The following is a 13,592-nucleotide window of genomic DNA, read 5'->3' on the forward strand; positions in this document are numbered from 1 at the left end:
CTTAGGTGAGGGATAAAATGAAAAACTATAGAGAGAGTGTAGCGCCATTTGCAGATTATCGACAGCTTATACAGCTTAATCCATTTGATGCTGTTGTATGTTTAAGAAAAGTTGATACAAATGTATTTGAGGTTGTTGAATTTAATGAGAAGCTACCATTATTTATGGAGTTGCAGGATGACACAGCGACAGCAGCCGAGCATTTTTTTACCCAGCAATGTTGGAAACAACTATCGAAAATTCTAAACGAAGACGCTAATCAACAAGCAATCCTGCAAGTAGGTACTGACCTTCAAGAAAAAAATTTTACGATTCATGTACAGTCATTTTCTACATCCATGATTGCCGTTATTTTTCGAGAGGTGCACTATACTGTACAGCCATATTTACAATTTGTGGAACAGCATATTGATCCAGTGCTCACAACAGATTTACAAGGACGAATTATTCATCAAAATATGACAGTTGCCTCTCTCTTAGGGAGAGAGCAGCACAGTCTATTGGGACGAGATATTTTTTCATTATTAGAAGGTAAATATTTCAAAGAATTTAAACTGTTATTTGCTAAAACCATTGAAGGCTCAGCATTTAGTATGCCTAAATGCTTATTCAAAGGGCAATTACTGAGTAAGAAGCCCTTTTACTTAAGGACATATCCTACTTACTTTAATGGTAAGGTAATCGGTGTCCATTTATTTGTAAAAGATGCCGATTTATTCGGGAATGATCATGAGACATTTTATCATCTAGCATTGATGGATGAATTAACAGGTATTTGGAATCGCAAAGCCCTAAAAGAGCACTGGCTACAACATTTACAGGATAAAAGGCAGGATCAGAAGCAAGCAGCCCTGATTTTAGTTGATATTGACCGCTTTAAAAAGTTTAATGAATTCCTTGGCGAGAATAAGGGAGACGAGCTGATGCGGATGTTTTGTCACAGGCTTCAAGAGCTTTGTTACGCTCAATGTGCACTTTATCGCTATAACAGTGATGAGTTTATCTTTGTGGTCAAGGATGCAAGCATTCAAAAAATTGAACGTACCGCTAACGCTATTTTAGAGACGTTAAAGCAGCCATTTATGGTAGACGGTCAGGAATATTTTATTAGCGTATCAATCGGTATTGCACTTAGTCCAGCAGATGGCAAAGATTTAGAAACGCTTGTACGCAAAGCTGATCAAGCTTTATTTTCTGTAAAAGAACACGGACGTTCACACTATCGTTATTACCGTGAAGATATGACAACCATTTTTCCAAATGAAGCCTTAATGGAAGCCCATTTACGACGTGCTATTGAATTTAATGAGCTCAGCCTGCATCTCCAGCCACAAATGGATTTAATGAGTAATAGCATCAATAGCTTTGAGGCATTATTACGCTGGAATAATCGTAAATTTGGCTTTGTATCGCCTGCTCAGTTTATTCCAATTGCAGAGGCATCAGGCTTAATTATTGAAATTGGTGATTGGATTATCGATGAGGTTTGTCGTTATCAGCGAGAGTGGCAATTAAAGGGCTATCGTCCTGTACGTGTGGCGGTGAATATCTCACCCAAACAGTTTAGAAAAGAAAATTTTGCGCGAAAAATTAAAGCAACTTTGCAAAAATATGAGGTCCCGCCAGAGCTATTAGAGGTAGAAATTACTGAGAGCTCAATGACAAATGTTCACGAAACCTTTTCCATTTTAACGGAGCTCAAGCAATTAGGTGTCTATGTCTCAGTGGATGATTTTGGAACAGGCTACTCCTCATTAAGCTATCTGAAACGATATCCAATCGATATTATTAAAATTGACCAATCATTTATTGCAGATATTGCAAAGGATGATAAAAATGAGGCCATTATTAAAGCCATTATTTCCATGTCTCATAATTTAGGCTTAGAAGTTGTGGCAGAGGGGATCGAGGAGCCAACACAAGTTGATTTTCTTAAACGTCATCATTGCCAAAAAGGGCAAGGCTATTTATATAATAAGCCATTACCAGTTGACATTATTGAACAACAATATTTTGTAAGTTAGCGAAAGAGTAGCACTTTTATCACGAAATGGATAAAGTGCTACTTTTTATTGGTTATTTTTAAGACCACTTAATACAATCGCTGTAAATTGTGCCATCTCTGTCGCTAGATCAAAGTCATCGCTATGAATGAGCCAATCATAAACATTTGCGCGCATACAACGCTGAATAATAGCCTGTATCCGAGCAGCAGGTAAATCCTGTCTAAATTCTCCTTGTTGAATCCCTTCTTCAATATATATATTCATCAGTTGAAAAATCTTACGTTGAGGATTAATTAAATAGTGATCCTGCTCCACTTGATTTGTCATCGCAGCCGTGTAGACAGTACGCATCAAGTCCTTGCCTATAACAGTTGTTAAATACTTCATTTGTTCCTGATATAGTTCTAAAATTTTTCCACTTGCAGGTAATAAAGGATCTATCTTGTTTTCAAGCGTGCTATAAAAACTATCTAGTTCCTTAAATTTTTCCAAAATAACATCATACTTAGATGGAAAATATGTGTAAAATGTTCCTTTTGAGACATGGCAAGCTTTTGTAATTTGTTCAATAGAGACATGTTCAAATCCATATTTATTAAATAAATCTAAAGAAGTTTTTAATAATTTTTGCCGTGTTGCCAAAGCTTTTTTTTGTCTGCTCGTTAGTGATTCCATGATAGCTAACACCTCCATTATTCATTATGTTGAAATATTTTTTATAAAAAATATTCTGAAAATAAGAAATTTTAATTGACGAGAGGGTTTTCTTTTGATTATGATTTAGTTGACCAAGGTCATTGACTGTGGTCAATTAAAATGATTTGTTATTAATGTTACGATAAAAAAGTGATGTTGGCTAGTCTCTACCTTAATTTTCCTGTTGAGTGATTGAGAACTGGAAAAGTCAACATAGCAGTATGATGTATTAAGAACTATTTTAAGAGGAGGAAACGAATATGACAACAGTACAAGAGGTTAAAACATTAACGCATTTTATTGGTGGAAAGCTAGTAGAAGGGAAAAGTGGTCGTTTTGGCTCCGTATTTAATCCAACAACCGGTGATGTTATTGCGAAAGTGCCACTTGCAACAGTAGGAGAAACACGCGAGGCTATTGAACAAGCACAAGCGGCATTTCCGCAATGGCGTGATCTATCAGTGGCTAAACGTGTAGAAATTGTACTAAGGTTCCGTAACTTAGTAACTGACAATATGGAGGAGCTGCTGGAGATTATTTGTACGGAAAGTGGTAAAACAATCGAGGATGCGAAAGGTGAAATTACACGTGGTTTGGAGTCTGTTGATTTAGCGATTGGTGCTCCTCAGTTAATGAAGGGGGAATACTCTGTTAATGTTGGCGGTCAAATCAATGCTTATTCTGCAAAATATCCATTAGGCGTAGTGGCAGCTATTGCACCGTTTAATTTCCCGATTATGGTTCCTTTAGCCCAAACGAGTATGGCGATTGCTGTAGGGAATGCAGTTGTTTTAAAAGCCTCTGAACGTGTCCCAATGACGGCTCTATATGTTAGTGAGCTTTGGAAAAAGGCTGGCTTACCAGATGGTATTTGGACAGTGGTGAATGGCGATAAAGATACGGTGAATGAATTGCTAGAAAATCCAACGGTGCAAGCTATTTCATTTGTAGGATCAACACCAGTGGCAAAATATATTTATGAAACAGGTGCTAAGTATGGAAAACGTGTCACGGCACTTGGTGGTGGGAAAAATAATATGGTTGTGATGCCAGATGCAGATTTAGAGCAGGTAGCCAATGCCTTTATTGGTGCAGCATATGGTGCAGCCTCTCAACGTTGTATGGCAATCTCAACAATTATGCCTGTTGGAAAGGATACAGCAGATCGTCTTGTAGCGATTCTTAAGGAAAAAATATCAAATTTAAAGGTAGGTCCCTATACAGACCCTGATTCAGATTTTGGTCCTGTTATTTCTCAGCAATCAAAAGAAGCAATTATTGCGGCTATTGAGCGTGGAGAGTCTGAAGGCGCAGCGGTTATTTGTGATGGACGTGAGCTAGCGATTGTCAAAGAATTGCAAGGATTTTATGTAGGACCCACATTATTAGACCATGTGAAGCCAGGTATGGAAGTATATGAGCAAGAAATATTTGGCCCTGCTCGCAATGTTGTGCGGGTAGATTCACTAGAGGAGGCAATTGCTCTTATTAATAAGCATGAGCTAGGAAATGGTGTAACGATTTATACAAATGATGGGTTAGCAGCGCGTAAATTTACAACAGAAATTGATGTTGGCATGGTAGGTGTCAATGTACCAATCCCAATTCCAGTTGGCTATCATAATTTTGCTGGTTTTAAGGGCTCTCGCTTTGGTGAGGGGCATATGTTTGGACCCGATCAGGCAAGATTCTTTACAAAAACAAAGACTATCTCAGAGCGTTGGCTGGCAGGCAATACATCCACAGCCTCAACATTTGCCTTTCCGAGTAATACTGACTAACTAAGCTTAGATAAGGGCTATTGAGCAGGTAACAATTCTTAATAGCCCACTATTCGATAACAGAACTTAGGAGGTAGAATGATGATACAAACAACAACAATTTTTAAGGTTCATTCACCGGGTACAATTGTTTATGGACGTGATTCATTTCGAGAAGTCGGAGAGTATGCCAAAAAGCTGGGAACAAAGGCACTTATTATTAGTGATCCTATTATGGACAGCTTGGGCTTTGTAAAGCAGTGTACGACACTATTAAAAACGCATGGAGTGGAAGCAGTTTCATATTTAGGGGTGATAACTGAACCTGATGATTCATATGTAACTGAGGGACTCGATTTATTACAAACAGAGGATTGTGATGTTGTTGTATCTGTTGGTGGCGGAAGCTGCATTGATACAGCAAAGGCGATTGCGGTTGTAGCTACAAACGGCGGCTATGTAGGGGATTATATGAAAATGGCAAAGGTTGCAGGGCAGTCACCAATTCCACACATTGCTATTCCTACAACGGCAGGTACAGGCTCTGAGGCAACAGATGCAACAGTTATTACGAATATAAAGACAGATGTCAAAATGATGATTAAGCAGCCAGCCTTTATGCCAACGGTGGCAATCGTTGATCCGCTTTTAACGATAACATCTCCTCCTGCGATTACAGCGGCAACAGGCATTGATGCCTTAAGCCATGCCATTGAAAGCTATTTGTCACGTTTGGCTCATCCATATTCTAATGTACTTGCATTGTCTGCCATGGATTTAATCGTCAATAATATAGTAAGGGCTTATGAACAAGGTGATGATATTGATGCGAGAGAAGCGATGTCATTAGGCTCTATGCAAGCTGGGTTATCTTTTTCAAATGCTTCTGTCGCGTTAGTCCATGGTATGTCACGTCCAATAGGGGCGCTTTTCCATGTGCCACATGGTATCTCAAATGCTATGTTATTGCCTGTTGTTTTAGAATATTCAAAAGGGGCTTGTATTGATCGACTTGCTGATTTAGGGCAATTTTTCCACAAGACAAAAGAACCTTTATCACAAGAGGAACTTGCACATTTAGCGATTATGTCTATTAAGGAAATGTGTAAACATATGAAAATCGGAAATTTACAGCAATGGGGGATAGACAAGCGAGCCTATTATGAGGCTATACCGAAAATGGCAGATGATGCACTTGCCAGTGGTAGCCCTGCCAACAATCCAAAGATTCCAACGAAAGAAGAGTTAATGGAGCTTTATAAAATTGCCTATACATTTTAAAAATTTTTCAAGAGTTATTCAGATAGCTGGATAGCTCTTTTTTATGTGGATTTAGCAAATATATTATATCGAAAGCAAAGTGGCAGATATAAATTTTTTATGCATCTGTAATGAAATAAATAGTTAAGCACACTTTTGGTGGGGAGTCTAAAAATAAAGTAAGATTTTTGTAGAATTAATATGACATATTCGAGAATATATAGTAAAATGCTAATGAATAGCCATTCATTTTTAAATAAAGGGGGAAATGATATGTTGCAGGGGAAAACGATTATTATTACAGGTGGATCAAGCGGTATGGGCCTTTATATGGCGAAGCAATTCGTGGCTGAAGGCGCAAATGTGGTAGTAACTGGGCGTAATGAGGAACGTTTAGCTGAAGCGAAACAATTTATTGCAGAGGCTGGGGCTTCAATTGAAACCTTTCAAATGGATGTGCGTGTGCCAGAACATACAGAGGCGATGCTGGCCTTTGCTGTTGAAAAATTTGGACAGGTGGATGGACTTGTCAATAATGCTGCTGGTAATTTTATCGTACGCGCAGAGGAGCTATCACCAAATGGCTGGAAGGCTGTAGTGGATATTGTGTTAAATGGTACATTTTTCTGTTCTTCTACAGTTGGTAGGTATTGGATTGAGCATAAAATCAAAGGATCTATTTTGAATATGGTTGCCACTTATGCTTGGAATGCAGGTGCAGGTGTTATTCATTCGGCTGCGGCTAAAGCTGGAGTATTATCATTAACAAGAACATTGGCTGTAGAGTGGGGGAAACAGTATGGTATTCGTGTTAATGCCATTGCGCCAGGTCCCATTGAGCGTACAGGTGGAGCAGATAAGCTGTGGGAGTCAGAGGCGGCTGCCACTCGTACATTAGAATCAGTGCCTTTAGGTCGTATTGGTACACCAGAGGAGATAGCAGATTTAGCAACATTTATTATGTCGAATAAAGCAAGCTATATGAACGGAGAATGTGTCACATTAGACGGTGGTCAGTGGCTGAATCAGTATCCATTCTAAAAATAGTTGCATAATGCAGAGCTGGGTTGACGCATACTAAGGGAAAAGAAAGGAGTTTCGCCTATGGATATGTGGTTAATACCAGCTCTTATTGCGGGTATCATTATTACTGTCATTTCGTTTGTTTCCACGTTGAAAATTGCAAAAATGACGTCTAAACGGAAATCAGAAAATGATACACCCATTTCAGAAACAGTTGAAGAATATGCAACAATGTTAAACCCAATTGTATGGGTATATGCAATTTTTTTACTTTTTTTAGGGATTATGATTTTTTATTATTGGAGTAAGGCTGGTTATTAGATAGTGATAAACAATCCTCATTTCAGTGGTGAAATCATTATGAAGTAATGGTACAGCACTGAATGAGGATATATGTAGTTTTTGTTTAAGCCGTTAAAATAATTCGTTATTCTCGAAAACTCTTCTCGTCCTGACCATGGTCATAAATAGAAAAATTATGATATGATGAAGGAGAAGGACTGTTCTGCATAGTGAGGACAGAAAAGGAGAAGAAGTTCATGATTTCAACTAACAGCAAAGACTTATTAGCAATGCCAATTAGTGATTTTATCATTTCCTCTGAAAAAGTTGCACATGTACAAAGCGGAAATAGTGCTGAACATGCACTCCTTGTACTAACGCGTACAGGGTATTCGTCCATACCTGTCTTAGATTTGAAATATCGACTTCAAGGCTTACTTAGCATAAAAATGATAACAGAATCAATTCTTGGCCTCGAACATATTGAATATGAGAAGTTACCTGATATTAAAGTTGACACTATTATGGAAAAAGAAATCGCTGTCATAAAGTTAACGGACACATTTCAGCGTGCTTTAGATTTAGTCATTAACCACGCTTTTTTATGTGTAGTGGATGAGGATGGAACATTTGCAGGCATATTAACAAGACGTGTTATTTTAAAGCAGTTGAAAAAACATATTTATCAAAAAGAGTAATAGTTTAAGAGGGAGCTCAGTGATGGATCACGAGGCCCTCTTTGCTTGTAGTGGAGGTTTACAGATTGATGGCAACAGAGGCAGAGATTTTGAAAATTCTTGCTGAGGAACGTAATATGCGAAAAGCAGCAGAACGTCTATTTTTATCCCAACCAGCTCTTTCACAGCGATTACAAACAATTGAAAAAGACTGGGGTACACAGCTCTTTATTCGCTCACAAAAGGGTTTAACTGCGACACCTGCTGGCGAACAGGTGATTGCGTATGCAAAGGAAATGCTAGCAAAAAAAGAGGAAATTTACGAAACGATTCAATCTTTAACAACAAAGGTTAATGGAACGTTGAAAATTGCCTGTGCATCCATTGTCGGGCAGAACTGGCTACCTAAAATATTAAAGGATTTTGTTGCTAAATATCCTGATGCCAAAATATCGTTGATGACTGGCTGGAGCTCTGAGATTATTAAGTCGCTCTATGATGGTGAGGCACATGTTGGCATTGTACGTGGACAGGTGGACTGGAAGGGAGAAAAGATACACCTTTTTAGAGATACGCTTTATTTGGTAGATAAAGAATTGAATACAATTGAAGATGTACTAACGACAGAGCGTCCTTTTATTCAATACAAAAGCGATTCGAATTATTACCAGGAAATTCAGCAATGGTGGCAGCAGCATTTTGCCTCGAATCCAAGAAAACAAATATTAGTCGATCAAATTGAAATTTGTAAACAAATGGCCTTAAACGGTACTGGCTATGCCATATTACCTTCCATTACATTAAACGACCATGATGGTATTCATAAAATTCCATTAACCAATGATGAAAAAGAATTTGGCATTACTCGTGATACTTGGCTAATTGGTTATGAATCTTCGTTTGAGTTAAGGCAGGTTGAAGCTTTTGTGGAAGTGGTGCAAGACCATGCTCGCTGTTTATTTGACTATACAAAGTAAGGCAGTTCCAAGATATTTTGGAATTGCCTTTTTACTTGTGTAAATTTTAGTGCCCCGATGCATTATGTAATAGCTAGTTAGTGATATGGTGATTGTTATTATAATGGTGTGTTTGAGCGAAAAGAGTGCGTGGTTGATTTGGAAGAAGCTAAAAAACGAGGAAAGGAGTAGATGAAGAAAGTATATGGCTTATTAGAAAAATGTAAGGTCATTTCACAGGGATTGGCGAGCATTTTGAAGAAATCATGGCAACTAAGAAATGAGAGAAAGATAGTATGTGTATGCGCTACAATCCATAGATTATTATTTGTTCATGCATAGGATGATAAAAATATTGACTATTATTAGGCATATTTGCTAGTAGCAAACCTGTGCTACAAAGATTCCCTCTGTTGATTGGAGTAGAAGGTAGTAACTCTGATTGAAGCCATACTTGCGGAAGGTGTTCAACTGTAATGAAAATCTAGTTTGTTATGAGGAAGCAAGGAAATCGATACATCAAAATGCTCATCAAAAGAAGGCTTGAATTAGGAAGAAAACTCCTTTCAAGCCTTTTGTTTTTAAGCGAGAATTATTCCTTATATTACTCTATTTCGCTGTACTGCTGGCTTGTTCTAGACTATCACTTAATTCTTAAGAGTTTATGAATATTCATGAAGATAACATAAGAAATGGAACAAAATGCACTAGAAAGCGTATAATTATGTAACCATGTATTTACATAACAAGGAGTTGAGCATTTGAAAAAGTTAAAAATAACGGCACTAGCTTTATTGGCCATGATAACGATTAGCTTAATAATGCCTTTAACACAGGTAAAGGCGGCTGCGACACTAGAGGTCAAAGCGACAGCAGGTATGTCAGGAAAAGCTAAAGCTCAATCAGCAGTGCCACTACAAGTGACCATAAAAAATAATGGTGAAGATTTCTCAGGGGATATGGCAATTAATACTGCCGGTTCTTATGAGATTGCATCAGCACGTGTTGTGCCAATTGATCTAGCAGCAGGTGAAGAAAAGACCTTTACATTTTATTTAGATGGCTCTAACTATACTTACATGGAAGGTGATTTATTTGCCTTTTATCGTGGTGGCATTGAACAGGGTAAAAAGGTGGCCTATAAAGGTACTAAACAACTGCAGGCAAATTTTTTAGACCCTGCATCAACATTTATTTATACATTAACAGATAAAAGTGATCGTCTAGCAGCCTATTTACGTTTAGCATCACTGGTTCCCCAAAATAATTTGGAAGTTTTTCATCTCAATCAATTAAAAGATTATACACTTCCAGAGAATGTCCAAGAACTAGCGATGGCAGATATTATGGTGATTGATGAGGTAGCGATCGCTGATTTAACACCAAAGCAGCAGGAGGCTTTACTAGGCTGGGTACAGGAAGGTGGTACTTTACTGCTAGGTGCAGCCGATCAAGTGGAGGCAACCGCAGGCATTTTTCAAGAATATTTACCGCTCTCCTTATCCCAAGAGATGATGTCAATTTCTGCTGAAACCTTAACAAAATTAACGGGCGGCGGTATTTTTACACAGCCGATTTCCATGTATGCGGCGACTAATAATGAAGGAAGCTTATCAGTTTTAACAGACAACGAGACAATTTTAGCTTCGAAGAAGAAAGTTGGCAGTGGAGAAATTATTCAAACAGCTTTCTCTTTAGGTGATCAACCACTCGCTTCCATGGATGGCTATGCTGCATTGATCGCAAAAGTAGTGAATCTCCAAAGCATTGCACAGCAAGGTATGATGAAACAGGGACAATCTCCGCTTGAGCGAATGTCGTATGAACTTCGCGATGTGAATGAATTATTTCCATCGTTTGAAGTATCCGTTAGTTATATGCTGATCGTTGTTATTCTTTATATTTTAATCATTGGGCCAATTCTTTATATTGTGCTGAAAAAAATGGACAAGCGTGAACATGCATGGTGGATTATTCCTGTGCTGTCCATAGTGATGTCGATTGCCCTCTTTATTATTGGTGCCAAAGATCGTATTGTACAGCCACAGGTTCAACAATCTGCCTTTTATAAGGTTAATGAGGATAGCAGTGTAAATGGCTATTATATAGAATCCATCTTAACGAATCGTAGCGGTGATTTTGTTGTGAATGCAGATCAACAGACAACAGCGATAGCAACAAGAAGTTCCATTGACCTTACAGGTGGTAATATGGGCAATTTACATGAATCGTCCTATATTAAAGAAAATGCGAATGGTTCAACCCTAACATTGCGTGATTTAAGTTATTGGTCTGTCCAATCGTTTGGCGGAAAAACCGCTGCACAAAATATTGGCAAGATGGATATTGATATTACTTTAAAAAATGAAAAGCTAACAGGAACGATTAAAAATAATTTCCCATTTGCTTTAAAGGACGCTACATTAATCTCTGGTACAAAAGAGGTCAAACTGGGCGATATTGAACCAAATGGCACATTACAGGTAAACAAGGAATTTAAAACAACCATTCTGCAAAATCCATCTAGCTATAATAATTACAACTATAGTTATCCAACCAAGACAGAAGATGTGGAACCACTGCGTATTGAACGAATGAAAAACTTAGCGTTACCGCTTGTAGAAAATGATAGACAGCCTGTTATTATAGCGTGGGCTGATCAGGTGATTGCTGGAGTTGAACTTGAAACAAGTGCGAGTATGTCCCCTATCACAGTGTTCATACAACCATTTAATGGAAATGTTGAGCTAGCAGGTCCATTTACAATGAAGCTTAATCATTTTACGTATACAGTAAATTCGCTAACAACAAATGGATATGCTGATAAAATGGAAGGGGAATTAAATAATTGGTATTTATCAGAGGGCTTGCATGAGGTAACGATTATGATGCCAGATCAGTTTATGAATGATGTGCAATCACTGGATGAGCTGACAATTTCAAATAAAGATGTTCAGCGTATGCAACTGTCACTTTGGAATAATGAAACCGATACTTATGAACCATTGGTCGACACAAAGCAAGTACTGACAGAGCAAATTTCGAAGTATTTTAATGCAGAGGGTGAGCTACGACTTGAAATCCAATATGGACCAAATCCATCAGGAGAGCAGACAAAATTACCAGGAATAGAGCTGAAGGGAGTGGCAAAAGAATGATTGAAATTCGTGATTTAACGAAACGATACGGCTCCTTTACAGCACTGGATCACCTTAATCTATCCTTGAATGAGGGGGTTGTATTTGGTTTTGTAGGGGCTAACGGAGCAGGGAAATCCACAACCTTTTCAATTTTAGCGACATTGCTATCACCCACGTCTGGCGATGCACTTATCAATGGGAAAAGTGTAGTGAAGGAGCCAAAGGAAGTGCGCAAGCAAATTGGCTATATGCCTGATTTCTTTGGTGTATATGATCAGTTAAAGGTTGAGGAGTATTTAGATTTTTATGGTGCGAGCTACAGTATTCCTTTAGCTGAACGTCAAATATTGATTCCTCAGCTATTAGAGCTAGTGAATTTAACCAATAAACGCTATGAATATGTAGATTTATTATCCCGTGGGATGAAACAGCGATTATGTTTAGCACGAGCGCTTATCCATGATCCAAAGGTATTGATTTTGGATGAGCCAGCATCAGGGTTGGATCCACGCGCTCGTGTGGAAATGCGAGATATTTTACGCAATTTAAAAACTATGGGAAAAACGATTCTTATTTCATCCCATATTTTACCTGAGCTTGCAGAGATGTGTGATGAGATTGGTGTCATAGATAATGGGAAATTAATTGCACATGGCAATGTAGCAGCTATTCAGGCCCAGCTTCAGGGAGAAAAGCGTATTGTGATAAAAGTAACAGATGGTCTTGCAGATGTACGTGCATTCTTAGAGGAAGATCCAGCGATTTCGTCTATTGATATCATCGATAACCGTTTAGAAATCGCCTTTAACTATCGTGGCACAGATGTGGAGCAGGTAGCCTTACTGAAAAGAGCCATACTAGCTGATTTACCAATTTATGCAGTAAGGGAGGAAGAGAAGGATTTAGAGGATGTCTTTATGGCGATTACGAAGGGAGCGGACAGTCAATGATGGGAAGGTTCTATAATCCAGTGCTTGTCAAAGAATTGAAGTTACGCTTCCGTTCTTTTAAAAGCTTTTCAGGGTTAATGTTTTACTTAGCCGTTATTTGTGTGTTTGTTGTAGGGTTTTTATTGCTGACAACTGGATTTACTGGCAAAGGATTTTTTAGACCAGAAATGAGCTTTATGATGTTCACGATCTTAACGATTTTACAGATGGCATTAGTACTCTTTATTACACCTAGTTTAACAGCAGGAGCAATTAGTAGTGAGCGTGAAAAGCAAACATTAAATATTTTATTAACCACAACACAAAGTTCGACACAAATTATTGTTGGAAAATTATTATCGTCTGTCGCCTTTCTAGTGCTGATGTTAATTGCAGGGTTACCGCTGTATAGCTTAGTATTTCTATTCGGCGGTGTTTCCCCTTTGCAGCTTGCATCAATTGTTTTCTTTTATTTAGTGACGGTAGTGGCGATTGGTAGTGTTGGTGTGATGTTTTCAACTATTACGAAAAAAACCATAGTTGCCATGATTGCTACATATGGCTCCATTATTTTTTTAGGCGGTATTACAGCGTTTTTCTTCTTTTTAACAACAGCCTTTCATCAGATGGGGAATGCTGCTGGAGCAGGTAGTTCCTTTATGACCTATTTCTGGGCAGCTATTAATCCAGGTGCATTGATGTTAACATTGGTTTCCTCAGATATGGGGGATGCATTGGCCATGCTTTCAGGCGTGGAATTACCTGTATGGCTCACCTATTTAATTGTTTATATAGCGATAACTGTACTTTGTTTAACAATTGCGATTAAAAAATTACGTGCCAATATGAAAAGTAACCGATGA

11 protein-coding genes are annotated in these 13,592 nt (G+C 38.2%); 10 read left to right on the forward strand and 1 reads right to left on the reverse strand.

Going from position 1 to position 13,592, the window contains the following annotated elements; genetic code table 11:
* Positions 1 to 17 precede the first annotated feature (17 nt).
* Positions 18 to 2,024, forward strand: coding sequence for a GGDEF and EAL domain-containing protein (locus tag ADM90_RS03745; RefSeq protein ID WP_053993721.1), 2,007 nt, complete (start codon positions 18 to 20; stop codon positions 2,022 to 2,024).
* 45 nt (positions 2,025 to 2,069) lie between these two features.
* Here the strand turns inward: ADM90_RS03745 and ADM90_RS03750 are convergent, their stop codons facing one another.
* On the reverse strand, positions 2,070 to 2,681 hold the full coding sequence (locus ADM90_RS03750) for a TetR/AcrR family transcriptional regulator (RefSeq protein ID WP_053993722.1): 612 nt from the start codon (positions 2,679 to 2,681) through the stop codon (positions 2,070 to 2,072).
* A 281-nt stretch (positions 2,682 to 2,962) separates the two neighbouring features.
* On the opposite strand from ADM90_RS03750, the gene ADM90_RS03755 reads away from it, so the two are divergent.
* The 9 genes from ADM90_RS03755 (at position 2,963) to ADM90_RS03795 (ending at position 13,592) form a co-directional block, all read left to right on the forward strand.
* Complete coding sequence (locus tag ADM90_RS03755) at positions 2,963 to 4,483, forward strand: CoA-acylating methylmalonate-semialdehyde dehydrogenase (RefSeq protein ID WP_053993723.1); 1,521 nt, start codon at positions 2,963 to 2,965, stop codon at positions 4,481 to 4,483.
* 81 nt (positions 4,484 to 4,564) lie between these two features.
* A complete protein-coding gene (locus ADM90_RS03760; protein WP_053993724.1) occupies positions 4,565 to 5,743 on the forward strand; it encodes an iron-containing alcohol dehydrogenase in 1,179 nt (392 codons plus the stop codon).
* Positions 5,744 to 5,995: 252 nt separating this feature from the next.
* Positions 5,996 to 6,763, forward strand: a complete 768-nt coding sequence (fadH, locus tag ADM90_RS03765) for a 2,4-dienoyl-CoA reductase (protein ID WP_053993725.1) — start codon at positions 5,996 to 5,998, stop codon at positions 6,761 to 6,763.
* 63 nt (positions 6,764 to 6,826) lie between these two features.
* Positions 6,827 to 7,066: a hypothetical protein gene (locus ADM90_RS03770; RefSeq protein WP_053993726.1), complete on the forward strand. Its 240-nt coding sequence runs from the start codon at positions 6,827 to 6,829 to the stop codon at positions 7,064 to 7,066.
* 218 nt (positions 7,067 to 7,284) lie between these two features.
* Entirely contained in the window at positions 7,285 to 7,725 is a 441-nt protein-coding gene (cbpB, locus tag ADM90_RS03775) for a cyclic-di-AMP-binding protein CbpB (RefSeq protein WP_053993727.1), read from the forward strand.
* Positions 7,726 to 7,793: 68 nt separating this feature from the next.
* A complete protein-coding gene (locus ADM90_RS03780; protein WP_053993728.1) occupies positions 7,794 to 8,681 on the forward strand; it encodes a LysR family transcriptional regulator in 888 nt (295 codons plus the stop codon).
* 740 nt (positions 8,682 to 9,421) lie between these two features.
* Complete coding sequence (locus ADM90_RS03785; protein WP_053993729.1) at positions 9,422 to 11,818, forward strand: hypothetical protein; 2,397 nt, start codon at positions 9,422 to 9,424, stop codon at positions 11,816 to 11,818.
* Positions 11,815 to 12,750: an ABC transporter ATP-binding protein gene (locus ADM90_RS03790; protein ID WP_053993730.1), complete on the forward strand. Its 936-nt coding sequence runs from the start codon at positions 11,815 to 11,817 to the stop codon at positions 12,748 to 12,750. The genes ADM90_RS03785 and ADM90_RS03790 overlap by 4 nt, the downstream gene beginning before the upstream one ends.
* A complete protein-coding gene (locus tag ADM90_RS03795; protein ID WP_053993731.1) occupies positions 12,747 to 13,592 on the forward strand; it encodes an ABC transporter permease in 846 nt (281 codons plus the stop codon). Before ADM90_RS03790 ends, ADM90_RS03795 begins: the two co-directional genes overlap by 4 nt.

It is taken from the genome of Lysinibacillus macroides (assembly GCF_001281525.1).
GTDB classification, from domain to species: Bacteria; Bacillota; Bacilli; order Bacillales_A; family Planococcaceae; genus Lysinibacillus; species Lysinibacillus macroides.